The sequence below is a fragment of the Pseudomonas sp. G3-39 genome, from assembly GCF_054790485.1.
Genome location: NZ_CP186497.1, coordinates 5,649,607 through 5,674,419, shown reverse-complemented (window position 1 = coordinate 5,674,419; position 24,813 = coordinate 5,649,607). Strand labels below are relative to the sequence as shown.

Genomic DNA, 24,813 nt, shown 5'->3' with positions numbered 1-24,813 from the left:
TTACTCGGAGGCCACTGCGTTCTTCGCCAGAATCGCATTCGCCAGTTCCATGTCCGTGGCCTGCAGGCCCGGATTGTCGGCGCGGACTTTCTGCATCGCTGCTTCCAGGTACGGCCCACGGATGCCGCCATCGCTGGCGACGAAGCTACCCGCATCGTCCTGTGCGGCAACGATTAGCTTGTGATCCTTGAAGGTCAGGTAGGTCGAACCGGTGGTGGCGCCGGACGAAATGACGTTACGCCAAAAGCTGTCGGCCATCGCTGAACCAACGGGAAGGGACAGCAAGGCAAGGGTGGCGACAGCAAGTTTGAGACGCATGATTGAGTGACTCCTGGGGGTTAACTACGGCGTTGGATAACGATTCGCCAATCCGGTTCCGTAGTGGCCTATTTCTGCTCGCTCTGCGGTGTCACCCGCAGCACTTCTTCGAGGGTGGTCAGCCCCGCCGCGACCTTCTGCGCACCCGACAGGCGCAGGCTGCGCATGCCTTCCTTGAAGGCTTGCCGGCGGATGGCGGTGAGGTCGGTGTCCGGGGTGATGAGCGCTTTGAGGCTATCGCTCAACTGCATGATTTCGTAGACCCCGGCGCGTCCGCGATAACCGGTGTCGCGACACTCCAGGCAACCGATAGCGCGTTGCGCATTGCCCGGCAGCGGCGCCTGCCAGGGCCGGGTCAGGGTTTGCCAGTCTTCCTCTTCCAGCGTCAGCGGCGCCTTGCAGTGCGGGCACAGGGTGCGCACCAGACGCTGGGCCATGACCCCGAGCACCGTGGCTTTAATCAGATAGTGCGGCACGCCGAGTTCCAATAGCCGACTGATCGCGCTGGGGGCATCGTTGGTGTGCAGGGTCGACAGCACCAGATGGCCGGTGAGAGCAGCCTGAATCGCCATTTCCGCGGTTTCCAGGTCGCGAATCTCGCCGATCATGATGATGTCCGGGTCTTGCCGCATCAGCGCGCGTACCCCGGCGGCGAAACTCAGGTCGATGTTGTGCTGGACCTGCATCTGGTTGAACGCCGGCTCGACCATTTCGATCGGGTCTTCGATGGTGCAGAGGTTGATCTCCGGCGTCGCCAGTTTCTTCAGCGTGGTGTAGAGCGTGGTGGTCTTGCCCGAACCGGTCGGCCCGGTGACCAGGATGATGCCGTTGGGCTGGCGGGTCATGTCCTGCCAGCGGCGCAGGTCATCGGCGGAAAAGCCCAACTGATCGAAGTCCTTGAGCAGCACTTCCGGGTCGAAGATCCGCATGACCATTTTTTCGCCAAACGCGGTGGGCAGCGTTGAGAGCCGCAGTTCCACTTCGCCGCCGTCCGGGGTCTTGGTCTTGACCCGGCCGTCCTGGGGTTTGCGCTTCTCGGCGACGTTCATCCGCGCGAGGCTTTTCAGGCGGCTGACGATCGCCATGGTCACCTGCGGCGGGAATTGATAGACGTTGTGCAACACGCCATCGATGCGAAAGCGCACGGTACCCTGTTCGCGGCGCGGTTCGATGTGGATATCGCTGGCGCGCTGCTGGAAGGCGTACTGGAACAGCCAGTCGACGATGTTGACGATGTGCGCGTCGTTGGCGTCCGGCTCCTGATCACTGGCGCCGAGGTTGAGCAGTTGTTCGAAGTTGCCGAGGTTGCCGTTTTGCTGATCGGCGTTGTTGGCGCCGCTGACCGATTTGGCGAGGCGGAAGAACTCGACGCTGAAGCGCTGGATATCCGCCGGGTTGGCGACCACCCGTTTGATCGGCAGCTTCAGCACATGGGTCAGGTCGGCCTCCCAACCGGTGACGTAAGGCTGAGCGCTGGCGACCACCACCGCATCGCGGTCGACCGCTACCGCAAGAATCTTGTGCCGTTGGGCAAAGGCGTAGGACATCAGCGGGGTGATTGCGGCTACGTTGATCTTCAACGGGTCGATGCGCAGGTACGGCTGGCCGGCCTGCTGCGCCAGCCATAGGGTCAGGCTTTCCAGGTCCAGATGTTTGCCTGGACGGCTGAGGTCATCCAGTTGCTGGCTGGCGATGAACTCCAGCGGATGTTGCTGGCCGTGGGTCGCATGGCGGCGCCGGGCGTTGAGCGCCTGCTCCGCCGAGTCCTGGCTGATAAAGCCTTGGGCGACCAGCTCACGCAACACATCGTTGAGATCCAGCCAGCGGTCCTGAGTGGCGAGTTGAACGGACATGCGGGCTCCTTTTGAACGACTGTGCGCAAAGGATAGTCGTGGCCCCGCAGACTGTTGGGCCACTACCCGATAAAGCCGTTGCCGGATTTGTCAGCCGGACGCCTGGGCCGGCGCAGCCCACGCCGTGTCGGCGTCTTGCAGGTTCACCGAGCAGACGCTGATCAGGTTACGAAGTTTTTCCGCAATCACCTGGGCGCGATGCCAGCTCAGACCGTCAATGACGATATCGATCGACAGCAGATCGTCGAGCCGCTCGACGTGGACCTGTTGCGGCGTGAGGAATTGCAGCGCAAACAGATTCAGCACCCGCACCAACAGATCCGGCTCGGCTTCGGCGAGCAACTGATAACGCGCACAGCAGTGCGCGTTGTTGACGTTCCACACATCGGCGCGGGGCGCAGGGGTATTCACGGCTTCGAGGTGAGGCATGTCCGGTCTCCAGAGTCAGTGGAGGAATTTTTACATTCGGTGTCGGGCATTTCTTGTCTAAGATGAGCGGATTCGCGGATTGATCGACTAGAACGATTCGAAAAATGATCACTTTGAGGATTGGTTATGCACAGCGAGCTGGACAGCTACGACCGGCGGATTCTCGCCTTGCTGCAAGAGGACGCGTCACTGTCCAGCGCGCAGATCGCCGAGCAGGTGGGACTGTCGCAGTCGCCGTGCTGGCGGCGGATTCAGCGGATGAAGGAGGAGGGGATCATTCGCGGGCAGGTGACCTTGCTTGATCGCAAGAAGATCGGCCTGAACACGCAGATCTTCGCCGAGATCAAACTCAACGCCCACGGGCGTTCGAACTTCACCGAATTCACCGAGGCGATTCGCGGTTTTCCGGAAGTGCTGGAGTGTTATGTGCTGATGGGTGCGGTGGATTTTTTGTTGCGGATTGTCGCGGCGGACATCGAGGCGTATGAGCGATTCTTCTTCGAAAAGCTGTCGCTGGTGCCAGGGATTCAGGAGGTGAACTCGATTGTGGCGCTGTCGGAGATCAAGTCCACAACAAGCTTGCCTGTCTGAGGTAAGGCAGATGGCCTCTTCGCGAGCAGGCTCGCTCCCACAGGGGATTGCATTCCAATGTGGGAGCGAGCCTGCTCGCGAAAGCGGTTTTACATGCGCAGCAGCATTTTCCACGCACGATTCTGATAAACCGCAATCGCCTGCTGCTTGCGCGCATCGAGCAGTTCGTCAGTGATGGTCGGTTCGTTGGCCAGTTGCGCCAGTTTGTTCAGCTCGCCGTACAGGCGATCCATTTCCGCGATCTCCAGCACGTTACGCGCATGGTGCAGCCAGACCTGGATGCGTTCGATGCGCGGCAGTTGCTCGGCCAGATCTTCCGGCTGCTGCTGATAGCGCTGCAGTTGCAGGGACGTGGCTTCTTCGCCGAGCATGCGCGGCAGCCAGCTGTGCAGTTGCGCGGCGCCCTGACGATTGCCGCGGGTGTTGCGCTCGGCGGCCCAGGTGCGGGCCAGCAGCCAGCGCGAAACAGTCAGCGAGAACAGGCCCCAGCGTGGGTCTTCCAGTTCTTCGAGGAATTGCTCCGGCGCGGCCTTGCGTACGTCTTCGTCTTCGATACCGACCTGAACCAGTGGGCGCCAGTCTTCCAGCAATGCGTCCAGCGCCACGCGCAGGTCGTGAGTGGCCGGACGCGGTGCGGCCTGGCCGAGGCTGCTGAGCAGGGCGCGCATTTCCGCGAGGTTCTCGACCCAGTCCTGCAGCAGGCGCCAGTGGCCGTTGAAGCGATATTGTTCGGCCAGACGCTGGCTGCTGCCGAGCAAGTGCCAGGCCAGCGCGGCGAAGGCGTCGTCGAGTTGGGTTTCCGGGGTCAGTTGCGGCGCGGGCAGGCTCAGCGAGTAGCTGTTGGCGTCGTACAGACGGTAGCCGCGCTCGGCCTTGCTGATGTCGCACGGCATCAGGGCCAGGGTTTCGGCCAGTTCGGCGGCCAATTCCAGCAACGCGGCAGGCTCACCTTCGCGCAGTTCCAGTTCCAGCTCGCAGATTTCTTCTTTCTGTTTGCCGACCACCACGTGACCGAGGTCCAGCGCGGCTTCGATCACCACTTTGGCCTTGCCGCGGCCCCAGGCGATTTCCGCACGCTCGCGGACGAAATCTGTGGTGAAGATCGGTTTCAGGGTTTTCTTGTCCAGCTCGGCCAGCGCCTCGGGCCAGCATTCGCCGTCGAGTTTCTTCACGTCGAGCTTGGCTTTGGGCAACTTCCAGTCGTACTCGTTACGCTCGGACAGACCGGCCACGCTCTGGCCGCGGGTCTTGAGGGTCTGAATCACTTCGTCACCGTCCTTGCGCAGACGCAGGGCGACTTTGGCTTGAGCCAGATCGCGCTCGGGGGTGTCGAAGTACTGGTTCATCAACTCACGGCGTTCCCAGCCATTTTTGTTGCGTTTTTTCAGTAGCGGGTGCTCGCGCAGGGCCGCGAGGGTTTCGCGGCTGACGCGGAGTTTGATTTCGGTTTCTTTCTGCATGGCCGGAAAATCCAGGATCGGGAGCGCAGCCGGGGGAATGTGTGGCTGCCAAGGCCGTGCAGTGTACAGGACTCAAACTTCCTACGCCCTGCGGCGGTTTATTCCGAGCGCCGGATGGCTCTATGATGGACTTCAAATCGGGAGTTGGAGTCAGCGATGCCTTTGCCATCCATGCAAGACCAGTTCGCTGCACTGATCGCCGCACCATCGGTCAGTTGCACCCAACCGAGCCTGGATCAGTCCAACCGGGCGGTGATCGATTTGCTTGCCGGTTGGCTGGGTGATCTGGGCTTCAGCTGCGATATCCAGCAGGTCAGCCCCGGCAAATTCAACCTGCTCGCCAGTTTTGGCAGCGGGCCTGGCGGCCTGGTACTGGCCGGGCACAGTGATACCGTTCCTTATGACGATGCGCTGTGGCAGACCGATCCGCTGAAACTCACCGAAGTCGATGGCCGCTGGGTCGGGCTGGGCAGTTGCGACATGAAGGGCTTTTTCGCGCTGATCATCGAGGCCGTGCAGCCGCTGCTCGACCAGCCGTTCAAGCAACCGCTGCTGATCCTCGCCACCTGTGATGAAGAGAGCTCGATGTCCGGTGCCCGGGCGCTGGCCGAGGCCGGCAAGCCACTGGGCCGTGCGGCGGTGATCGGCGAGCCGACCGGGCTCAAACCGATCCGCATGCACAAGGGCATCATGATGGAGCGCATCGATATCCTCGGGCAGAGCGGCCATTCGTCGGATCCGCGTCTGGGTCACAGCGCCCTCGAAGCGATGCACGATGCCATTGGCGAGCTGCGCGGTTTGCGTCTGTTGTGGCAGCGTGAATTCAACAACCCGCAGTTCAGCGTGCCGCAACCGACCATGAACTTCGGCTGTATTCATGGCGGCGACAACCCGAATCGCATTTGCGGCCAGTGTTCGCTGGAGTTCGACCTGCGTCCGCTGCCGGGCATGGACCCGAAAGTCCTGCGTGCGGAAATCCTGCGCAAGCTCAATCCGGTTGCGGAACGTCATCAGGTGAAGATCGACTACCAGCCGTTGTTCCCGGAAGTGCCGTCGTTTGAGCAGGCCGAAGACGCCGAATTGGTGCGCATCGCTGAAAAGCTCACCGGTCATAGTGCCGAAGCAGTAGCGTTCGGCACCGAAGCGCCTTATCTTCAGCGCCTTGGCTGCGAAACCATCGTGCTCGGCCCTGGCGACATCGCCTGTGCACACCAGCCCGGCGAATACCTTGAAATGTCACGTTTGCAGCCTACCGTGCATCTATTGCGGCAGTTGATTGAACATTACTGCCTGAACCCGGACAAGCGATGATGTCCACCTGTGGGAGCGGGCTTGCTCGCGAAAGCGCTGTATCAGGTACATCGATGTCGACTGACCCACCGTCTTCGCGAGCAAGCCCGCTCCCACAGGGGGGACGGTGTTTTATCCGATCAAACGCTGTAAATTGCCAGCACCCCAACCCGTATTCATGAGGAGAGCGCGCGTGTCGCCAAGCCTGTTCCGACGATAACCATCAGCCCGCTGTGCGTTTTCCGTTTCGCCCTTTTTTCGGCTGCTATTTATTACAGGCCCAGGTTCATGCCCGAATACGTCAATTGGCTTCGTCACGCGTCCCCTTACATCAATGCCCACCGCGACTGCACCTTCGTCGTCATGCTGCCCGGCGACGGCGTGGAGCATCCGAACTTCGGCAACATCGTCCACGACCTCGTGCTGTTGCACAGCCTCGGCGTGCGCCTGGTGCTGGTCCACGGTTCGCGCCCGCAGATTGAAACCCGCCTCGCTGCGCGCGGCCTGACCCCGCACTACCACCACGGCATGCGCATCACTGATGCGGCGACGCTGGAGTGCGTGATCGACGCGGTCGGTCAGCTGCGTATCGCTATCGAAGCGCGGCTGTCGATGGACATGGCCTCGTCGCCGATGCAGGGCTCGCGCTTGCGGGTGGCCAGCGGCAACCTTGTGACCGCGCGGCCGATCGGCGTGCTCGAAGGCGTCGACTATCACCACACCGGTGAAGTGCGCCGGGTCGATCGCAAAGGCATCAATCGTCTGCTCGACGAGCGTTCGATCGTGCTGCTGTCGCCGCTGGGCTACTCGCCGACCGGGGAAATCTTCAACCTCGCCTGCGAAGACGTCGCCACCCGCGCCGCCATCGACCTCGGTGCCGACAAGCTGCTGCTGTTCGGCGCCGACCTCGGTCTGATCGACGAGAACGGCAAACTGGTGCGCGAACTGCGTCCGCAACAGGTGCCGGCGCATCTGGCGCGTCTGGGCAACAACTATCAGGCGGAGCTGCTGGATGCCGCCGCCGAGGCTTGCCGTGGCGGCGTGGCGCGCAGCCATATCGTCAGTTATGCCGAAGACGGTGCGCTGCTGACCGAACTGTTCACCCGCGACGGTGGCGGCACACTGGTCGCGCAAGAGCAATTCGAGCTGGTGCGCGAGGCGGCGATTGAAGACGTCGGTGGTTTGCTCGATTTGATCAGTCCGCTGGAAGAGCAGGGGATTCTGGTACGTCGTTCGCGCGAGGTGCTGGAGCGCGAGATCGAGCAGTTCAGCGTGGTCGAGCGCGAAGGGATGATCATCGCCTGTGCGGCGCTGTACCAGATTGCCGATTCGGATGCCGGTGAGCTGGCGTGCCTGGCGGTGAATCCGGAGTACCGTCACGGTGGTCGCGGCGATGAGCTGCTGGAGCGCATCGAGACCCGTGCCCGGGCGCAAGGGTTGAAGACTCTGTTCGTTCTTACCACCCGTACCGCGCACTGGTTCCGCGAGCGCGGGTTCGAACCTAGCAGCGTCGAGCGTCTGCCGGCGGCACGGGCGTCGCTGTACAACTATCAGCGTAACTCGAAGATCTTCGAAAAGACCCTCTGAAGATTAGCGAAGGACTTTTGTGGCGAGGGGATTCATCCCCGATGGGCCGCGCAGCGGCCCCCGCTTCAGCAAAAGCAGTGGACTGCTGCGCAGTCCATCGGGGATGAATCCCCTCGCCACCTATTCAATTGTTTTCGGTTACAAACTTCGCACTGACGTACGGCGAGTAGTCCGGCAGCACCGTCTCGACCTTGCCTTGTTCCTTCAAAAACTTCGCCGTCTCACCAATCGCCTTGGCCGTGCCGCCGTCCAGCAGTGCGGTGGATTGCTGTGCCTTGGCATCCGGGAAGGCTGAACCGGCCAGCAGTTCCGGTACATCGGCGGCATTGGCACCGGTCAGTTTGGCGATTTTCTGAACCGGCGCCGAGTCAGCCGTCCAGCTGTCTTTATGCGCTGCGTAATCGGCAAATGAATCCAGCGTGACTTTGGCAAACTTCGCGACGACGTCAGGATGCTTCTCGGCGTAATCCTTGCGCGCGACCCAGACTTCGAAGGTCGGTGCGCCCCATTGGCCGACTTGAGCGGCATCGGTCAGGGTCTTGCCGGTCTTGCGGATTTCCCCCAGCGCCGGCGACCAGACGAACGCGCCATCGATATCCCCACGCTTCCAGGCTGCTGCGATTTCCGCCGGCTGCAGGTTCACCACTTTGACTTTGCTGGTGTCCAGACCCCAGTGCTTGAGTGCGCCGAGCAAGCTGTAGTGGGAGGTGGAAACAAAGGGCGTGGCGATGGTCTTGCCGACCAGGTCCTGCGGGGTGTTGATCCCGCTGCCATTGCGCACCACCAAGGCTTCGGCGGCATTGATCTGCGCCGAAACAATAAAGGCAACAATCGGCAGGTTTCGCGAAGCCGCGGCGGCCAACGGGCTGGAACCGAGGTTGCCGATCTGCACATCGCCGGAGGCAATGGCTGTCACAACTTCCGGGCCACTATTGAAGCGTCGCCAGTCGATCTTCTGGCCGATGGTTGTTTCGTAAGTACCGTCGGCCTGGGGGACTTTGCTGGGGTCGATCCCGGTTTGATAACCGATGGTGAGGTTGGCAGCCTGCGCGGAAAAACAAATCAGCGCCGACACACAAACTGTAACAAATTGACTAGATAGTGCGCGTTTAGCCATCATGGCGTCGCCTTTTCGATAGGGTTTGACGAATTGGGGTTGCGCCAAAGCTAATCGATATAAAAAAAGGCTAACAAATACCATTTAGGAATGAGCTTAGTCGCCGATACGTTGTATCCGGGCGAGGATGGCGAGATAGTGGCCATATTCCCGAATGATATGAAAAAGAATGAATAAATTCTTTTTGGGTTTATCAGGAAATCTTTACTCTGCACGGACCAAATCACTGCGATTAGACCTTGGTCGTAGACACACAAGGTTACGATTGACTTGTCAGTCACGGTCTGGCGCTAATCGCGCATCTTAGGATCCAGGGCATCAGACCCCGGGCCAGGAACACAAGAATTAGAAACGAGAGGAGCTTTACATGAACAAGTCCACCTTGGCCCTGGCTGTGGCCGTAGGGGTTATGGCGCAGCAGGCAGGCGCCGCCGGTTTCATCGAAGACAGCAAAGCCACTCTGGGCTTGCGCAACTTCTACATCAACACTGACAACCGTAGCGGTACTGCCGAGCCAAGTCGCAACGAAGAGTGGGGCCAAGGCTTCGATCTGCGATTCATTTCCGGCTACACCCAAGGCACCGTCGGTTTCGGTATCGACGCCATCGGCCTGCTGGGCGTACGTCTGGATTCGGGCGGCGGCACCAACGGCAACGTTGCTTCTAATGGCCGACCTGGTACCGCTTACGGCGGCACTGTTTTCCCAAGCGAATCCAATGGTGAAGCGGTTGATAACTTCTCCAGCCTGGGCCTGACTGCCAAAGCCAAGATTTCCCAGACTGAACTGAAGCTGGGTACCCTGCAGCCGAAGAACCCGGTCATCGTGACTAACGACGGTCGCCTGCTGCCACAAACCTGGCAGGGTGGCCAGATCACATCCGGCGACATCAAGGACCTGACCCTGGTCGGTGGTCAGATCGAACACGCCAAAGGCCGTAACTCCAGCAACACGGAGTCGCTGTCCATCAATGGCGCGGCACCGCGTACCGTTAACAGCAACAAGTTCATCTACGCCGGTGGTGACTACAAAATCACCAAAGACCTGACTGCCCAGTACTACTACGGCAACCTGGAAGATTTCTACAAGCAACACTTCCTGGGTCTGGTTCACAACTGGGCAATCGGCCCGGGCGTGCTGAAGTCCGATTTCCGTTACTTCAACAGCTCTGACGACGGTGCCAACGGCAACACGCCTGCTTACTACAGCAGCGGCAACTACAGCGGCGTTGCCAGCGGTCGCGGTAAAGTCGACAACAATCTGTACAGCGGCCTGTTCCTGTACACCGTTGAAGGTCACACCTTCGGTGGCGGCTACCAGGTTTCCAACGGCAGCAGCGACTTCCCTTGGCTGAACCAGGGCGACGGCTCGTCGAACTACACCATCACCGATATGCAGATCCAGAAGTTCGGTCGTGCAGGTGAACGTACCTGGCAAGCTCGCTACTCGTACGATTTCGCCAAAGTCGGCGTACCAGGCCTGACCGCCGGTATGGTTTACCTGCGTGGCGACAACATCGACACCGTAAACGCCGCTGGTCGTGAAAACGGCAATGGTGACTCCGAGTGGGAACGCGACCTGACCATCGGTTACGTCGTGCCGGAAGGCCCGTTGAAAAACGTTGGCTTCATGTGGAAAAACGCTACCTGGCGTACCAACATCGCTGGTGTTCGTGACCAGGACGAAAACCGCCTGATCCTCAGCTACTCGATTCCGCTGCTGTAATAGCGCGTCTCGATTCGCTGATGTAAAAAAAGCCCCGTCCGGCATCGCGCCGGTCGGGGCTTTTGCATTTTCGGGTCAGGCTCACCCCCGTAAGCCTGTTCCGAAATTCCCTCTTTTGCAGCTACTCAAGGCCTTCTCGAACCTTGAGGGCGATGTTCGTCGCGATGCGGGCGAGCGTCCAGTGAACGATGTTTAATATTCATTTAAATTCTAAATATCTGCTTATTTATTCTTTTTCATGATGTCGAATCCCGAGCTACAGTTGAGTTCTCCAACAACTCATCAGGAGCAGCACCATGAGCCTCAGACTCGGCGACATCGCCCCCGACTTCGAACAGGATTCCAGCGCCGGCAAGATTCGTTTCCACGAGTGGCTGGGCGATAGCTGGGGCGTGCTGTTCTCCCACCCGGCGGACTTCACCCCGGTATGCACCACCGAGCTGGGCTTCACCGCCAAGCTCAAGGATGAGTTCGCCAAGCGCGACGTCAAAGCCATCGCGCTGTCGGTCGACCCGGTGGACTCGCACCACAAGTGGATCGAGGACATCAACGAAACCCAGAACACGATCGTCAACTTCCCGATCCTGGCCGATGCCGATCGCAAGGTTTCCGACCTCTATGACCTGATCCATCCGAACGCCAACGACACCCTGACCGTGCGTTCGCTGTTCGTCATCGACCCGAACAAGAAGATCCGCCTGACCATCACCTACCCGGCGAGCACCGGGCGCAACTTCCACGAGATTCTGCGGGTGATCGATTCGCTGCAACTCACCGATAACTACAAAGTGGCCACCCCGGCCAACTGGCAGGACGGTGAAGAGGTGGTGATCGTGCCGTCGCTCAAGGATGAGGAAGAGATCAAGCGGCGCTTCCCCAAAGGCTATCGTGCTGTGAAGCCATACCTGCGCCTGACGCCGCAGCCGAATAAGTGAATCAGTGAGATTGGCGGTGTAGCCACCACCGTCATTGCGAGCAGGCTCACTCCTATATTTGAAATGCGTTCCCCTGTGGGAGCGGGCTTGCTCGCGAAGACGCCAGTCCAGGCAACACAGAATTGAGAATCCAGAACCACAAAGCAGGGGATTTCAGGCCGTTTTCACGGCCTGTTTTTTTGCCCGGAACAAAGCAAATCGCATATCTCTTAAACGCATAACCAAATGAATAAATATGATTTATGGATATATAAATCAGCTGGTAAGGTCACTCCCATCGAAGCGAGATCGCAACCCGCGAATCGCCTGTAACGCTTAAGGAATTGTCTGAATGCTGGTCGTCTCACTCGGTGGCAGTCCTAGCCAGCGCTCCCGCTCAGGAGTGTTGCTTGAGCGCTCGCAACGCTGGTTGCAGGCGCAAGGGGTGGAAGTGGTGAGTTATCAGGTGCGGGACTTCCCGGCCGAAGATTTGCTCCACGCCCGCTTCGACAGCCCGAAGGTGCTCGACCTGCTGGCGCAGATTGAAAACGCTGACGGTCTGCTGATCGCCACGCCGGTGTACAAGGCGTCGTTTTCCGGGGCGCTGAAGACCGTACTCGATCTGCTGCCCGAACGCGCCTTGAACCACAAGATTGTTCTGCCGATGGCCACCGGCGGCAGCATCGCCCACATGCTGGTGGTCGATTACGCGCTCAAGCCCGTGCTGTCGGCATTGAAAGCCCAGGAAATGCTCCAGGGCATTTTCGCCGAGGACAGCCAGATCGCTTACGGCGAAGGCAGCGCCCAGGCGCAACTGGCGCCAGCGCTGGAACAGCGTCTGCATGAAGCACTGGATCAATTTGTCAGTGCCATGGCCCGCCGGCCGAAACCGCTGGAGCCGGGCCTGTTGAATGAACGTTTATTGAGTGCTCGCTGGAGCATTTGAGCTTCACCCGAATTTGCTCCACTCACCTTACTCAGCCGCTAACGGCCAAGCAGGTGCAGCCAAAACCCAACAGCAAAAAGGAGAGCGCTATGCGCACTGTATTTTTGCGTCGTGGTCTGGTCGCTCTGTTTGCTGCGGCTGTGTCCTTCGGCGCCATTACTCAAGCTCAAGCCGAGACATTGCGGATCGGTTATCAGAAGTACGGCACGCTGGTGCTGCTCAAGGCCAAAGGCACTCTGGAAAAGCGTCTGGCCGCACAAGGCGTGGACGTGCAATGGACTGAATTCCCCGGCGGCCCGCAACTGCTCGAAGGCCTGAACGTCGGCTCGATCGACTTCGGCGTGACCGGTGAGACTCCGCCAGTGTTTGCCCAGGCTGCCGGCGCTGATCTGCTCTACGTCGCTTACGAACCGCCAGCGCCGAACAGCGAAGCGATCCTCGTACCGAAGGATTCGCCAATCAAATCGGTAGCGGATCTCAAGGGCAAGAAAGTCGCCCTGAACAAAGGCTCCAACGTGCACTACCTGCTGGTTCGCGCATTGGAAGATGCCGGTCTCAAATACTCCGATATCCAGACCGTGTTCCTGCCGCCGGCCGATGCCCGCGCCGCGTTCGAGCGTGGCAGCGTCGATGCCTGGGTAATCTGGGATCCGTACCAGGCCGCTGCCGAGAAACAGCTGCAAGCGCACACCCTGCGTGACGGCAAAGGCATCGTCGACAACCATCAGTTCTACCTCGCGACCAAACCTTACGCGCAGAAAAATCCCGAGGTGATCAAGACCCTCGTCGAAGAAGTGCGCGCTGTCGGCGAGTGGTCCAAAGCCAACCCTGAAGACGTGACCCAGCAGGTCGCGCCGCTGCTCGGCCTGCCGGCGGACATCACCCTGACCTCGGTGAAACGCCAGGGCTACGGTGCGCTGTTCCTGACCCCGGACGTGGTCGCCGCACAACAGAAAATCGCCGACACCTTCTACCAGCTCAAGCTGATTCCCAAGCCGTTGAGCATCAAGGATGTGATCTGGACACCACCGGCCGCTGTGGCCCAAAGCTCGGTTAGCCAAACCCAGTAAATCGAATCCCCCAAGGAGACCACTCCATGAGCCTCAACATTTTCTGGTTCCTGCCTACCCACGGCGACGGCCATTACCTTGGCACCGCCGAACGCGCCCGCGCCGTTGACCACGGTTATCTGCAACAGGTCGCGCAAGCGGCGGATCGTCTGGGCTTTGGCGGCGTGCTGATTCCCACCGGCCGTTCCTGCGAAGACTCGTGGCTGGTCGCCGCGTCGCTGATCCCGGTAACTCAGCGTCTGAAATTCCTAGTCGCCCTGCGCCCCGGGATCATTTCCCCGACGGTGGCGGCGCGGCAGGCAGCGACGCTGGATCGTCTGTCCGGCGGTCGTGCGCTGTTCAACCTGGTGACCGGTGGCGATCCGGAAGAGTTGGCCGGTGATGGTCTGTTTCTCAACCACGAGGAGCGTTATCAAGCCTCGGTGGAATTCACCCGGATCTGGCGTCGGGTGCTGGAAGGTGAAACCGTCGATTACGACGGCGAACACATCAGCGTGAAGGGCGCCAAACTGCTCTATCCGCCGATCCAGCAACCGCGTCCGCCGCTGTACTTCGGTGGCTCCTCCGAAGCGGCACAGGATCTGGCTGCCGAACAGGTCGAGATGGTGCTGACCTGGGGCGAGCCGCCAGCCGCGGTGGCCGAGAAGATCGAACAAGTGCGCGCCAAAGCCGCCAGGCTCGGGCGTACCGTGCGCTTCGGCATTCGTCTGCATGTGATCGTGCGCGAAACCAACGCCGAAGCCTGGCAAGCGGCAGACCGGCTGATTTCGCATCTGGACGACGACACCATCAAACGTGCGCAAGCATCGCTGGCGCGCTTCGACTCGGTCGGTCAACAACGCATGGCCGCGCTGCACGGCGGCAGTCGCGACAACCTCGAAGTCAGCCCCAACCTGTGGGCGGGTGTCGGCCTGGTGCGTGGCGGTGCCGGTACTGCGCTGGTCGGCGATGGTCCAACCGTGGCCGCCCGCGTGAAGGAGTACGCGGATCTGGGTATCGACACCTTCATCTTCTCCGGTTATCCACACCTCGAAGAATCGTACCGCGTCGCTGAACTGCTGTTCCCGCACCTCGACATCGAGCGTCCGGAACTGCCGAAAAGCGCCGGTTATGTCAGCCCGTTCGGCGAGATGGTGGCCAACGATATTCTTCCCAAAGCCGCGTCGCAGAGCTGAGGCGCGCCATGAACAAATTTATCCACAGCCTCGCGCCCTGGGCGTTGCCGGTGCTCCTGCTGGCGGTGTGGCAGTTGTCGGTGTCAGCCGGTTGGTTGTCGACGCGGATTCTGCCGGCACCGGTGGCGGTGATCGAGGCCGGTGTCAGCCTGGTGCGCAGCGGCGAGATCTGGACGCACCTGGCAATCAGCGGCTGGCGCGCGGCACTCGGTTTCACCATCGGCGGCAGCATCGGTCTGGTGCTGGGCTTCATCACTGGCCTGTCGAAGTGGGGCGAACGCCTGCTCGACAGCTCGGTGCAGATGATCCGCAACGTGCCGCACCTGGCGCTGATTCCGTTGGTAATTCTGTGGTTCGGCATCGACGAGTCGGCGAAGATTTTCCTGGTCGCATTGGGCACGTTGTTCCCGATCTACCTCAACACCTATCACGGCATCCGCAACGTCGATCCGGCGTTGGTGGAGATGGCGCGCAGTTATGGCCTGTCCGGTTTCAGTTTGTTCTGGCAGGTGATTCTGCCGGGGGCACTGCCTTCGATTCTGGTCGGTGTGCGCTTTGCGCTGGGCTTCATGTGGCTGACGCTGATCGTTGCCGAAACCATTTCCGCCAGCTCCGGCATCGGTTATCTGGCGATGAATGCCCGCGAGTTTTTGCAGACCGACGTGGTGGTGCTGGCGATCCTGCTTTACGCGGTACTCGGCAAGCTTGCTGATCTCGCCGCCCGTGCTCTTGAGCGGGTGTGGCTGCGCTGGCATCCGGCCTATCAGGTGGCCAAGGGAGGTGCGGCATGACCGCTCAACAACCTCCACGCCTGCTGCGCGGGATTCCGCTGGTGGTGCGCAACCTGCAGAAAACCTTTGGTACGCGGCAAGTGCTGCGCGACATCGACCTGCACATTCCGGCGGGGCAATTCGTCGCCGTGGTCGGACGCAGCGGGTGCGGCAAGAGCACCTTCCTGCGCTTGCTCGCCGGCCTCGACCAACCGACTGGCGGCGACCTGCTGGCCGGCGCCGCGCCGCTGAGCGATGCGCGGGAAGACACCCGGCTGATGTTCCAGGAAGCCCGGTTGCTGCCGTGGAAAAAGATCATCGACAACGTCGGCCTCGGCCTTAAAGGCGACTGGCGCCCGCAAGCTCTGGAGGCGCTGGAAGCGGTGGGTCTGGCCGATCGCGCCAACGAGTGGCCGGCCGCTTTGTCCGGCGGGCAGAAGCAGCGTGTGGCGCTGGCCCGGGCGCTGATTCACCAGCCGCGCCTGCTGTTGCTCGACGAGCCGCTGGGTGCGCTGGATGCGCTGACCCGGATCGAGATGCAGCAACTGATCGAACGCCTCTGGCAGAAGCATGGCTTCACCGTGCTGCTGGTGACCCATGACGTCAGCGAAGCGGTGGCGATTGCCGACCGGGTGATTCTGATCGAGGACGGCGAAGTCGGCCTCGACTTGCAAGTGGAGCTGCCACGCCCGCGAGTGCGCGGATCGCATCGACTGGCGGCGCTGGAAACCGAAGTGCTCAACCGTGTTCTGTCCCTGCCCGGCGAACCGCCGGAGCCGGAACCTGTTTCACCACTGCCTACGCAATTGCGTTGGGCGCAATAACTCAAGCTACATCCAACGACAGGAATCAAAGCCATGACTATCAAAGCCATCAACGTGCGCAACCAGTTCAAAGGCTCGATCAAGGAGATCGTTCTCGGCGACGTGCTGTCAGAAATCGACGTGCAAACCGCGTCCGGCATCGTCACTTCGGTGATCACCACCCGCTCGGTCAAGGAGCTGGAACTGGCGGTGGGCAGCGAAGTGATCGCCTTCGTGAAATCCACCGAGGTGTCGATCGCCAAGTTGTAAGCCGGTGAGTAAAAAACAACCCCGAAAGGCGTGAGCCCTTCGGGGTTTTTTGTGTCTGTCTTGAAGTTCGCGGTGCGGCCTTCGCGAGCAGGCTCGCTCCCACAGGGAACCGCTTTCCAAATGTGGGAGCGAGCCTGCTCGCGAAGAGGCCGGTAAAGACGCTAGAGAATTCTTTTGGGCAGATAAGGCGGCAGATACAGCCCGATATAGGCATCAAACACCCGCATCCCTTCCTCGGCCATGCGCGGTGTGATCTGCCCGTGCTGCTGCACCGAGCGCGCATACACGCGGTCACCCAGTTCCATCGCCAGCGCGAACACATCGACATCGCTGGGCAGGCGCGGCAATTCGAAGTGATGGTCGAACAGCTTGTGCATCAGGTCGCCGAGTTCGATGTCGTGCTGGCGGTCCGCCTGGGTCACTTCGGTCAGGCCGTGCTGGGCGAGGATCAACTGGCGGGCCGCCGCGTCTTCGTCGTAGATCTCCAGCATCCGCTCTTCGACCAGCCGCGACAGGTCACGCCAGTCGCGCAGGGCGTCGTGGTCGATCGGCGCTTGCAGGCAGGCGCGAAACGCCGCATGCACGTCGGCGGTCAGCGCTTCGAGCAGTGCCGGGACGCTGGCGAAGAAGTGATACACGGATGACGGCGGAATCTGCGCGCGTTCGGCGACGCTGTAGATCGACAGACTGGCCACACCCTCGGCGGCCAGCAGCGTACGCGCGGCTTCGAGTATCGAGTCGATCCGCGCCTGGCTGCGGGCACGGGGTTTGCGGACGGGGGCGGGACGCGTCATGGAAGTCTCCTGCGGGGCAGCGGGCATTGTACGAGCCGCGCCGTGTGTTGTCTGCCAGGACGCCTTCGGGAGCAAGCCCCCTCCCACAGTTGATCTTCTGCGTACAAACGATCCCCATTCGCTGAGGCCCCCTGTGGGAGGGGGCTTGCTCCCGAACCGCCGCAGGCGGCCATTCAGATCAAAATCGGGCCATAAAAAAACGCCGCGGGCTACGACAGCCGACGGCGTTTTATCTGATTGCAATCCGTTTACACGGTATGCAGATACCAGTTGTACTCAAGGTCGGAGATGGAGTGTTCGAACTCCTCCAGCTCGCTTTCCTTGCAGGCGACGAAGATATCGATGTATTTCGGATCGATGTACTTGGCCATCACTTCGCTGTCGTCCAGCTCGCGCAGGGCATCGCGCAAGTTGTTCGGCAGGCTTTGTTCGTTCTGCTCGTAGCTGTTGCCTTCGACCGGAGCGCCCGGTTCGATCTTGTTCACCAGACCGTGATGCACACCGGCCAGGACCGAAGCCATCAGCAGGTACGGGTTGGCGTCGGCGCCGGCCACGCGGTGTTCGATACGCACGGCATCGGCAGAACCGGTCGGTACGCGGATCGCCACAGTGCGGTTGTCCAGGCCCCAGCACGGCGAGTTCGGCACATAGAACTGCGCGCCGAAGCGACGGTACGAGTTGACGTTCGGGCAGAGGAAAGCCATCTGCGCCGGCAGGGTCTCGAGCACACCGCCGATCGCGTGACGCAGCGCGGCGTTCTGCTCGGGATCCTCGCTTGCAAAGATGTTCTTGCCATCTTTGTCGAGCACCGAGATGTGGACATGCAGACCGTTACCCGCCTGGCCTGGGTACGGCTTGGCCATGAAGGTGGTGTCCATTTCATGGTCGTAGGCGATGTTCTTGATCAGACGCTTGAGCAGGACTGCGTAGTCGCACGCCTTGATCGGGTCGGCGACGTGGTGCAGGTTCACTTCGAACTGCGCCGGGGCACTTTCCTTGACGATGGCGTCGGCCGGGATGCCTTGCTCTTTGGCGCCTTCCAGAATGTCCTGGAGGCAGTCGACGTATTCGTCGAGGTCGTCGATCAGGTAGACCTGAGTCGAGTGCGGGCGTTTGCCGGAGATCGGCGAGCGTGGCGGCTGAGGGCGGCCGTTCACGTTTTCCTGGTCGATCAGGTAGAACTCCAGCTCGAAGGCTGCGCAGATGGTCAAGCCCAGCTCGTCAAACTTTGCAACAACTTGACGGAGCACTTCGCGCGGATCGGCGAAGAACGGGTCGCCTTCGAGTTCGTGCATGGTCATCAACAGTTGCGCGGTAGGGCGCTTCTGCCATGGCTCGTTGCACAGGGTATCGGGGATTGGATAGCAGATCCGGTCGGCGTCGCCGATGTCCAGACCCAGGCCGGTGCTTTCCACCGTAGAGCCATTGATATCCAGAGCAAATAGGGAGGCCGGCAGGTTGATGCCTTTCTCGTAAACCTTGTGGAGGCTGGTGCGTTCGATGCGCTTGCCGCGCACCACACCATTCATATCCGCAATCAGAAGGTCAACGTACAGAACCTCAGGATGTTCCTTAAGGAACGCGTTCGCTTCGTTAAGCTGAACGGCACGCGGGGGTACCGACATGATGCAACACCTTTGTTGTTAAAAATATCAATCATTGATCTTTTCTGGTTTCAGTCAACCCGAACGGCCTGCCGAAGTCAAGCGAGGCCTTTTTTGCCCTAAAAAAGCGCTGCGAGGGCATTTATGGGGCACTTTGGGGCAGTTTTTTGTCTTGGGGACGCTTGGCACCCGCGGGCTTGAGCAGGCCGTGTTGTATTTTTTACGGGGGTGTTGTGTAAAAAAATGAACAAGGCTAAGCTCCGACCAAACCCATAACAGCAATAATACCGGGGTGCTTCATGTCTCGCCTGCCGTTAATCGGCATCACCGACTGCTCGCAACAGTCCGGTCTGCATGCTCATCACATCAGTGGCGACAAATCCGTCCGTGACGCGGCCAGCATGGCTCGTGGCGGGTCGACGAGGTTCTCGTGCGCATCAGGCCCAACGGCAACGTCCGATATTCTGGACGCACGGGACAGCATCCTGTTTATGGCGTCTCCTTCCAATATAGATCCCTTTGAGTCCCAAAGCCTGTGCCGCTTCCAAAGCCGTGCTCATGATTCTGCACGCCTTGAATGTGCACAGGAAATGCAACGCCAGCGTAAAGGGCAGGTAAGCTCCTCTTTCATTGTCTATGCGCGGTGCCAGGCGTAAGCCGGTACTGCGCGCAAGCAAGCCCCCTTTAACGCGACGCCACGGCGTCAACTTTGCCTGACACGATGTCAGGAGACTCAGCCCAGAGGCATTTATGAGTAACAACCTCGACCAGCTCACCGATTGGTTGAAAGACCACAAGATCACAGAAGTCGAATGCATGATCGGCGACTTGACCGGTATCACCCGGGGCAAGATCTCGCCGACCAACAAGTTCATCGCCGAGAAGGGCATGCGCCTGCCGGAAAGCGTGCTGTTGCAGACCGTGACCGGCGACTACGTCGAAGACGACATCTATTACGAACTGCTCGACCCGGCCGACATCGACATGATCTGCCGCCCCGACCAGAACGCCGTGTACTTGGTGCCATGGGCCATCGAGCCGACTGCCCAGGTGATCCACGACACCTACGACAAGCAAGGCAACCCGATTGAGCTGTCGCCGCGCAACGTCCTCAAGAAAGTCCTCAAGCTCTATGCCGACAAGGGCTGGCAGCCGATCGTGGCGCCGGAGATGGAGTTCTACCTGACCAAGCGCAGTGACGACCCCGACTATCCGCTGCAGCCGCCAATCGGCCGCTCGGGACGTCCGGAAATCGGTCGTCAGTCGTTCTCGATCGAAGCGGCGAACGAATTCGACCCGCTGTTCGAAGACGTCTACGACTGGTGCGAACTGCAGGAGCTGGACCTCGACACGCTGATCCACGAAGACGGCACGGCACAGATGGAAATCAACTTCCGTCACGGCGATGCACTGTCGCTGGCCGATCAGATCTTGGTGTTCAAGCGCACCATGCGCGAAGCCGCGCTCAAGCATGACGTGGCCGCAACCTTCATGGCCAAGCCGATGACCGGCGAGCCGGGCAGTGCGATGCACTTGCACCAGAGCATCATCGACATCGAGACCGGCAAGAACGTGTTCTCTAATGAAGACGGGACCATGAGCCAGCTGTTCCTGCACCACATCGGTGGCCTGCAGAAACTGATCCCGGAATTGCTCCCGCTGTTCGCCCCCAACGTCAACTCGTTCCGCCGCTTCCTGCCGGACACTTCGGCGCCGGTGAACGTGGAGTGGGGCGAAGAAAACCGCACCGTGGGCCTGCGCGTACCGGATGCCGGGCCGCAGAACCGTCGGGTGGAAAACCGCCTGCCGGGCGCCGACGCCAACCCGTACCTGGCGATTGCCGCGAGCCTGCTTTGCGGTTACATCGGCATGGTCGAGGGCCTCAACCCGAGCGCGCCAGTGGTCGGTCGTGGCTATGAACGCCGCAACCTGCGCCTGCCGCTGACCATCGAGGACGCGCTGGAGCGTATGGAAAACAGCGCGACCATCGAGAAATACCTGGGCAAGACCTTCATCACCGGCTACGTCGCGGTCAAGCGGGCCGAGCATGAAAACTTCAAGCGCGTGATCAGTTCCTGGGAGCGTGAGTACCTGCTCTTCGCCGTCTGATACGCCGGGCGCGGTGGCCAGCCGCCGCGCCTTCACCGATAACAAGGAGAATTGGCATGACCAGCAACAACCCGCAAACCCGTGAGTGGCAAGCCCTGAGCAGCGATCACCACCTGGCCCCGTTCAGCGACTTCAAGCAGCTGAAAGAGAAGGGTCCACGGATCATCACCAACGCCAAGGGCGTGTACCTGTGGGACAGCGAGGGCAACAAGATCCTCGATGGCATGGCGGGTCTGTGGTGCGTGGCGATCGGTTATGGCCGCGATGAGCTGGCTGACGCCGCCGCGAAGCAGATGCGCGAACTGCCTTACTACAACCTGTTCTTCCAGACCGCGCACCCGCCGGCACTCGAACTGGCCAAGGCCATCGCCGACGTGGCGCCGCAAGGCATGAACCACGTGTTCTTCACCGGTTCCGGCTCCGAAGGCAACGACACCATGCTGCGCATGGTTCGCCACTACTGGGCGATCAAGGGCCAGCCGAACAAGAAAGTCATCATCAGCCGCAAGAACGGTTACCACGGTTCGACCGTGGCGGGCGCGAGCCTCGGTGGCATGACGTATATGCACGAGCAGGGCGATTTGCCGATCCCGGGCATCGTCCACATTGCGCAGCCGTACTGGTTTGCCGAGGGCGGCGACATGTCGCCGGAAGAGTTCGGCATCTGGGCGGCCAATCAGCTGGAAGAGAAGATTCTCGAAGTCGGCGTGGACAACGTCGGTGCGTTCATTGCCGAGCCGATTCAGGGCGCTGGCGGCGTGATCATTCCGCCAGACACCTACTGGCCGCGCATCAAGGAAATCCTCGCCAAGTACGACATTCTGTTCGTCGCTGACGAAGTGATCTGTGGTTTCGGTCGTACCGGCCAATGGTTCGGTTCGGATTTCTACGATCTGAAGCCGGACATGATGACCATCGCCAAAGGCCTGACCTCCGGCTACATCCCGATGGGTGGCCTGATCGTGCGTGACGAAGTGGTGAAGGTGCTCAACGAAGGCGGCGACTTCAACCACGGCTTCACCTACTCCGGGCATCCGGTGGCGGCGGCGGTGGGTCTGGAAAACATCCGGATTCTGCGCGACGAGAAAATTATCGAGAACGCGCACAACGAAACGGCACCGTATTTGCAGAAACGTCTGCGCGAACTCAACGATCACCCGTTGGTGGGTGAAGTGCGCGGGGTCGGTTCGCTGGGGGCGATCGAACTGGTGCAGGACAAGGCCACTCGCAAGCGTTACGAAGGGCGGGGCGTGGGCATGATCTGCCGGCAGTTCTGCTTCGATAACGGCCTGATCATGCGCGCCGTGGGCGACACCATGATCATTGCACCGCCGCTGGTGATCAGCAAGGCGGAGATCGATGAGCTGGTGACCAAGGCGCGCAAGTGCCTGGACCTGACCCTCAGTGCGTTGCAGGCCTAAGTGCTAGGCTTCGAGCGGGGGAGCTGCGGCGCTCTCGCTCGAAGGTGTCAGAAAGGTTGGCCTTTTCTTGAAAGACCGCCTCCGATCTTGCCAGACTAGCCGCGGTTCCAGTTGTCCGGGTTCGGCCGCTGAACAAAGTGGTTCAAAAAAGAAAAATTTGGAGCATGACGCATGAAGGCATTAGGTAAAAAGCTTGCTGGCAAGACTCTTCTCGCGCTGTCCGTCGCGGGCATGATGGCGGGTGCGGTTCACGCGGACGACAAGGTACTGCACGTCTACAACTGGTCTGACTACATCGCTCCGGACACCATCGCCAACTTCGAAAAAGAGTCGGGGATCAAGGTGGTCTACGACGTGTTCGACAGCAACGAAACCCTGGAAGCCAAACTGCTGGCGGGCAAATCCGGTTACGACGTCGTTGTGCCGTCGAACAACTTCCTGGCCAAGCAGATCAAGGCGGGCGTTTATCAGGAGCTGGACAAGTCCAAGCTGTCCAATTACGGCAACCTGAACAAATCGCTGCTCAAGGCGGTTTCGGTCAGTGACCCGGACAACAAGCACGCTTTCCCGTACATGTGGGGCTCGATCGGCATTGGCTACAACCCGGAGAAGGTCAAGGCTGCACTGGGCGTCGACACCATCGATTCCTGGGACACTCTGCTCAAGCCGGAGAACATCGCCAAGCTCAAGGGCTGCGGTGTGAGCTTCCTCGACTCGCCGACCGAAATGCTCCCGGTCGCGCTGCACTACCTGGGCCTGCCAACCGACAGCCAGAAGAAAGAAGACATCAAGAAAGCCGAGGAACTGTTCCTCAAGATTCGTCCTTCGATCACCTACTTCCACTCCTCCAAGTACATCTCGGACCTGGCCAACGGCAACATCTGCGTAGCGGTCGGCTACTCGGGTGACGTGCAGCAGGCCAAGTCCCGTGCCGCCGAGGCCGGTGACAAGGTCAAGGTCAGCTACGCCATTCCGAAGGAAGGTGCCGGCAGCTTCTATGACATGGTCGCGATTCCGAAAGATGCGGAAAACATCGACGGCGCCTACAAGTTCATGAACTACCTGCTGCAACCGAAAGTGATGGCCGAGATCACCAACGCTGTGCGCTTCCCTAACGGTAACGCCGAAGCGACCCAGTACGTGAACAAGGACATCACTGCCGATCCAGGCATCTACCCGCCAGCCGACGTGCAGGCCAAGCTGTATGCGATCGCCGATTTGCCGGCCGCTACCCAGCGTGAACTGACCCGCAGCTGGACCAAGATCAAATCCGGTAAATAAGCCGGTTTGAAGCAGCAACCGCTGGCCGTCGTCGCCGCGACGGCGGCCAGCGGATCAATTAAATGACAGGAAGTTTTGCAGGAACGGTTTTTCGAGGGTAAGTTGCGCGCCGGTTTGGTTGCCGGGCAGCCATGGCTGTCATGTAACGCGGGGCAACTTGGGCCCAACTAATTTAGAGGACCTCCACTTGCCTATTTTTTCTTCTTTGCGCAAAGCCCTGCTGGCCACTGCCGGCCTGACGATCGCTGTCGGAGCCCAGGCCGCCGGTACGGTGCATATTTATAACTGGTCGGATTACATCGGCGAGACCACCCTGGCCGACTTCGAGAAAGCCACCGGGATCAAACCGGTGTACGACGTGTTCGATTCCAACGAGACCCTGGAAGGCAAGCTGCTGGCCGGGCGTACCGGTTACGACGTGGTCGTGCCGTCGAACCATTTCCTCGGCAAGCAGATCAAGGCGGGCGCGTTCCAGAAGCTCGACAGGTCGCAGTTGCCGAACTACTCGAATCTCGATCCGGTGCTGCTCAAGCGCCTGGAACAGAACGACCCGGGCAACCAGTACGCCGTGCCGTACCTGTGGGGCACCAACGGCATCGGCTACAACGTCGAGAAAGTCAAAGCGGTGCTCGGCATCGACAAGATCGACTCCTGGAGCGTGCTGTTCGAGCCGGAGAACATCAAGAAGCTGCACAGCTGTGGCGTGGCGTTCCTCGACTCGGCCGATGAAATGATGCCGACCGTGCTCAACTACATGGGGCTGAACGCCAACAGCACCAATCCGAAGGACTACGCCAAGGCCACCGACAAACTGCTGGCCGTGCGTCCTTACGTGACCTACTTCCACTCGTCGAAATACATCGGTGATCTGGCCAACGGCGACATCTGCGTGGCCATCGGTTTCTCCGGCGATATCTTCCAGGCCAAGCACCGCGCCGAAGAAGCCAAGAAGGGCGTGAACATCGCCTATTCGATTCCGAAAGAGGGCGGCGCGCTGTGGTTCGACATGCTGGCGATTCCGAAGGACTCGTCCAACGTCAAAGAGGCTCACGCCTTCATCAACTATTTGCTGAAACCTGAGGTGATCGCCCAGGTCAGTGATTACGTCGGTTACGCCAACCCCAACCCGGGGTCGGACAAGCTGATGGAGCAGTCCATCCGCACCGATGAAGCGGTTTATCCACCGCAAGCAGTCCTCGACAAGACTTACGTGTCGGTCGAGTTGCCACCCAATATTCAGCGTTTGATGACCCGTAGCTGGACCAAGGTCAAGTCGGGCAAGTAAGGC

Annotated in this window: 22 protein-coding genes; 15 read left to right on the top strand and 7 right to left on the bottom strand. The window is 60.2% G+C overall.

Annotation, left to right across the window (positions count from 1 at the left end):
• The 3 genes from ACOYXG_RS25665 to ACOYXG_RS25655 form a co-directional block, all read right to left on the bottom strand.
• The gene (locus ACOYXG_RS25665) at positions 1–321 is read right to left on the bottom strand and encodes a DUF2388 domain-containing protein (protein ID WP_169843014.1); all 321 of its coding nucleotides are present in this window, start codon (positions 319–321) and stop codon (positions 1–3) included.
• Positions 322–386: 65 nt separating this feature from the next.
• On the bottom strand, positions 387–2,171 hold the full coding sequence (locus tag ACOYXG_RS25660) for a GspE/PulE family protein (protein WP_460354713.1): 1,785 nt from the start codon (positions 2,169–2,171) through the stop codon (positions 387–389).
• A gap of 90 nt (positions 2,172–2,261) precedes the next feature.
• Positions 2,262–2,600: a hypothetical protein gene (locus ACOYXG_RS25655; RefSeq protein ID WP_096796142.1), complete on the bottom strand. Its 339-nt coding sequence runs from the start codon at positions 2,598–2,600 to the stop codon at positions 2,262–2,264.
• A gap of 126 nt (positions 2,601–2,726) precedes the next feature.
• Between ACOYXG_RS25655 and ACOYXG_RS25650 the strand changes: the two genes are divergently transcribed.
• Positions 2,727–3,191 (top strand): Lrp/AsnC family transcriptional regulator, encoded by a 465-nt coding sequence (locus tag ACOYXG_RS25650; RefSeq protein WP_027610503.1) that lies wholly within the window; start codon positions 2,727–2,729, stop codon positions 3,189–3,191.
• A gap of 89 nt (positions 3,192–3,280) precedes the next feature.
• Here the strand turns inward: ACOYXG_RS25650 and ACOYXG_RS25645 are convergent, their stop codons facing one another.
• Positions 3,281–4,651, bottom strand: coding sequence for a CYTH domain-containing protein (locus ACOYXG_RS25645; protein ID WP_027610504.1), 1,371 nt, complete (start codon positions 4,649–4,651; stop codon positions 3,281–3,283).
• 156 nt (positions 4,652–4,807) lie between these two features.
• Here ACOYXG_RS25645 and argE point away from each other — a divergent pair, with 156 nt between their 5' ends.
• Positions 4,808–5,962 carry an acetylornithine deacetylase gene (gene argE / locus ACOYXG_RS25640; protein WP_460354708.1) on the top strand — a complete coding sequence of 385 codons (1,155 nt, stop codon included), beginning with the start codon at positions 4,808–4,810 and terminating at the stop codon, positions 5,960–5,962.
• A 267-nt stretch (positions 5,963–6,229) separates the two neighbouring features.
• A complete protein-coding gene (argA, locus tag ACOYXG_RS25635; protein ID WP_007967974.1) occupies positions 6,230–7,528 on the top strand; it encodes an amino-acid N-acetyltransferase in 1,299 nt (432 codons plus the stop codon).
• A 124-nt stretch (positions 7,529–7,652) separates the two neighbouring features.
• Here argA and tauA read toward each other — a convergent pair whose 3' ends face one another.
• On the bottom strand, positions 7,653–8,648 hold the full coding sequence (gene tauA, locus ACOYXG_RS25630; RefSeq protein WP_460354704.1) for a taurine ABC transporter substrate-binding protein: 996 nt from the start codon (positions 8,646–8,648) through the stop codon (positions 7,653–7,655).
• Between the two features lie 364 nt (positions 8,649–9,012).
• Here tauA and ACOYXG_RS25625 point away from each other — a divergent pair, with 364 nt between their 5' ends.
• The 8 genes from ACOYXG_RS25625 to ACOYXG_RS25590 all read left to right on the top strand — a co-directional run bounded on the left by ACOYXG_RS25625 (position 9,013) and on the right by ACOYXG_RS25590 (position 16,316).
• Entirely contained in the window at positions 9,013–10,368 is a 1,356-nt protein-coding gene (locus ACOYXG_RS25625; protein WP_460354701.1) for an OprD family porin, read from the top strand.
• Between the two features lie 296 nt (positions 10,369–10,664).
• Entirely contained in the window at positions 10,665–11,303 is a 639-nt protein-coding gene (locus tag ACOYXG_RS25620; RefSeq protein ID WP_096797604.1) for a peroxiredoxin, read from the top strand.
• 331 nt (positions 11,304–11,634) lie between these two features.
• Positions 11,635–12,228, top strand: a complete 594-nt coding sequence (gene ssuE / locus ACOYXG_RS25615) for an NADPH-dependent FMN reductase (RefSeq protein ID WP_096797603.1) — start codon at positions 11,635–11,637, stop codon at positions 12,226–12,228.
• 89 nt (positions 12,229–12,317) lie between these two features.
• Positions 12,318–13,298: a sulfonate ABC transporter substrate-binding protein gene (locus ACOYXG_RS25610; protein ID WP_027610509.1), complete on the top strand. Its 981-nt coding sequence runs from the start codon at positions 12,318–12,320 to the stop codon at positions 13,296–13,298.
• Positions 13,299–13,324: 26 nt separating this feature from the next.
• Positions 13,325–14,473 carry an FMNH2-dependent alkanesulfonate monooxygenase gene (gene ssuD / locus ACOYXG_RS25605; RefSeq protein ID WP_027610510.1) on the top strand — a complete coding sequence of 383 codons (1,149 nt, stop codon included), beginning with the start codon at positions 13,325–13,327 and terminating at the stop codon, positions 14,471–14,473.
• 8 nt (positions 14,474–14,481) lie between these two features.
• Positions 14,482–15,264, top strand: a complete 783-nt coding sequence (gene ssuC / locus ACOYXG_RS25600) for an aliphatic sulfonate ABC transporter permease SsuC (RefSeq protein WP_096797601.1) — start codon at positions 14,482–14,484, stop codon at positions 15,262–15,264.
• Complete coding sequence (gene ssuB, locus ACOYXG_RS25595) at positions 15,261–16,067, top strand: aliphatic sulfonates ABC transporter ATP-binding protein (protein ID WP_027610512.1); 807 nt, start codon at positions 15,261–15,263, stop codon at positions 16,065–16,067. Before ssuC ends, ssuB begins: the two co-directional genes overlap by 4 nt.
• A 33-nt stretch (positions 16,068–16,100) precedes the next feature.
• The gene (locus ACOYXG_RS25590; RefSeq protein ID WP_007967989.1) at positions 16,101–16,316 is read left to right on the top strand and encodes a TOBE domain-containing protein; all 216 of its coding nucleotides are present in this window, start codon (positions 16,101–16,103) and stop codon (positions 16,314–16,316) included.
• Positions 16,317–16,477: 161 nt separating this feature from the next.
• Here ACOYXG_RS25590 and ACOYXG_RS25585 read toward each other — a convergent pair whose 3' ends face one another.
• The gene (locus ACOYXG_RS25585; protein ID WP_027610513.1) at positions 16,478–17,110 is read right to left on the bottom strand and encodes a TetR/AcrR family transcriptional regulator; all 633 of its coding nucleotides are present in this window, start codon (positions 17,108–17,110) and stop codon (positions 16,478–16,480) included.
• Positions 17,111–17,358: 248 nt separating this feature from the next.
• The gene (locus tag ACOYXG_RS25580) at positions 17,359–18,735 is read right to left on the bottom strand and encodes a glutamine synthetase family protein (protein ID WP_003229254.1); all 1,377 of its coding nucleotides are present in this window, start codon (positions 18,733–18,735) and stop codon (positions 17,359–17,361) included.
• 729 nt (positions 18,736–19,464) lie between these two features.
• Here ACOYXG_RS25580 and ACOYXG_RS25575 point away from each other — a divergent pair.
• The 4 genes from ACOYXG_RS25575 (at position 19,465) to ACOYXG_RS25560 (ending at position 24,810) form a co-directional block, all read left to right on the top strand.
• A complete protein-coding gene (locus tag ACOYXG_RS25575; protein WP_007967993.1) occupies positions 19,465–20,823 on the top strand; it encodes a glutamine synthetase family protein in 1,359 nt (452 codons plus the stop codon).
• Positions 20,824–20,879: 56 nt separating this feature from the next.
• Entirely contained in the window at positions 20,880–22,244 is a 1,365-nt protein-coding gene (locus ACOYXG_RS25570) for an aspartate aminotransferase family protein (RefSeq protein ID WP_460354691.1), read from the top strand.
• Between the two features lie 171 nt (positions 22,245–22,415).
• The gene (locus ACOYXG_RS25565) at positions 22,416–23,525 is read left to right on the top strand and encodes a polyamine ABC transporter substrate-binding protein (protein ID WP_460354689.1); all 1,110 of its coding nucleotides are present in this window, start codon (positions 22,416–22,418) and stop codon (positions 23,523–23,525) included.
• Between the two features lie 187 nt (positions 23,526–23,712).
• Positions 23,713–24,810, top strand: coding sequence for a polyamine ABC transporter substrate-binding protein (locus tag ACOYXG_RS25560; protein ID WP_047596655.1), 1,098 nt, complete (start codon positions 23,713–23,715; stop codon positions 24,808–24,810).
• The last annotated feature ends 3 nt before the right edge of the window (positions 24,811–24,813 follow it).

Excerpts from the sequence above, each read along its gene's own strand:
- ACOYXG_RS25660 (WP_460354713.1), bottom strand. The coding sequence starts at position 2,171 with ATGTCCGTTCAACTCGCCACTCAGGACCGCTGGCTGGATCTCAACGAT.
- ACOYXG_RS25655 (WP_096796142.1), bottom strand. The coding sequence starts at position 2,600 with ATGCCTCACCTCGAAGCCGTGAATACCCCTGCGCCCCGCGCCGATGTG.
- ACOYXG_RS25650 (WP_027610503.1), top strand. The coding sequence starts at position 2,727 with ATGCACAGCGAGCTGGACAGCTACGACCGGCGGATTCTCGCCTTGCTG.
- ACOYXG_RS25645 (WP_027610504.1), bottom strand. The coding sequence starts at position 4,651 with ATGCAGAAAGAAACCGAAATCAAACTCCGCGTCAGCCGCGAAACCCTC.
- argE (WP_460354708.1), top strand. The coding sequence starts at position 4,808 with ATGCCTTTGCCATCCATGCAAGACCAGTTCGCTGCACTGATCGCCGCA.
- argA (WP_007967974.1), top strand. The coding sequence starts at position 6,230 with ATGCCCGAATACGTCAATTGGCTTCGTCACGCGTCCCCTTACATCAAT.
- tauA (WP_460354704.1), bottom strand. The coding sequence starts at position 8,648 with ATGATGGCTAAACGCGCACTATCTAGTCAATTTGTTACAGTTTGTGTG.
- ACOYXG_RS25625 (WP_460354701.1), top strand. The coding sequence starts at position 9,013 with ATGAACAAGTCCACCTTGGCCCTGGCTGTGGCCGTAGGGGTTATGGCG.
- ACOYXG_RS25620 (WP_096797604.1), top strand. The coding sequence starts at position 10,665 with ATGAGCCTCAGACTCGGCGACATCGCCCCCGACTTCGAACAGGATTCC.
- ssuE (WP_096797603.1), top strand. The coding sequence starts at position 11,635 with ATGCTGGTCGTCTCACTCGGTGGCAGTCCTAGCCAGCGCTCCCGCTCA.
- ACOYXG_RS25610 (WP_027610509.1), top strand. The coding sequence starts at position 12,318 with ATGCGCACTGTATTTTTGCGTCGTGGTCTGGTCGCTCTGTTTGCTGCG.
- ssuD (WP_027610510.1), top strand. The coding sequence starts at position 13,325 with ATGAGCCTCAACATTTTCTGGTTCCTGCCTACCCACGGCGACGGCCAT.
- ssuC (WP_096797601.1), top strand. The coding sequence starts at position 14,482 with ATGAACAAATTTATCCACAGCCTCGCGCCCTGGGCGTTGCCGGTGCTC.
- ssuB (WP_027610512.1), top strand. The coding sequence starts at position 15,261 with ATGACCGCTCAACAACCTCCACGCCTGCTGCGCGGGATTCCGCTGGTG.
- ACOYXG_RS25590 (WP_007967989.1), top strand. The coding sequence starts at position 16,101 with ATGACTATCAAAGCCATCAACGTGCGCAACCAGTTCAAAGGCTCGATC.
- ACOYXG_RS25585 (WP_027610513.1), bottom strand. The coding sequence starts at position 17,110 with ATGACGCGTCCCGCCCCCGTCCGCAAACCCCGTGCCCGCAGCCAGGCG.
- ACOYXG_RS25580 (WP_003229254.1), bottom strand. The coding sequence starts at position 18,735 with ATGTCGGTACCCCCGCGTGCCGTTCAGCTTAACGAAGCGAACGCGTTC.
- ACOYXG_RS25575 (WP_007967993.1), top strand. The coding sequence starts at position 19,465 with ATGAGTAACAACCTCGACCAGCTCACCGATTGGTTGAAAGACCACAAG.
- ACOYXG_RS25570 (WP_460354691.1), top strand. The coding sequence starts at position 20,880 with ATGACCAGCAACAACCCGCAAACCCGTGAGTGGCAAGCCCTGAGCAGC.
- ACOYXG_RS25565 (WP_460354689.1), top strand. The coding sequence starts at position 22,416 with ATGAAGGCATTAGGTAAAAAGCTTGCTGGCAAGACTCTTCTCGCGCTG.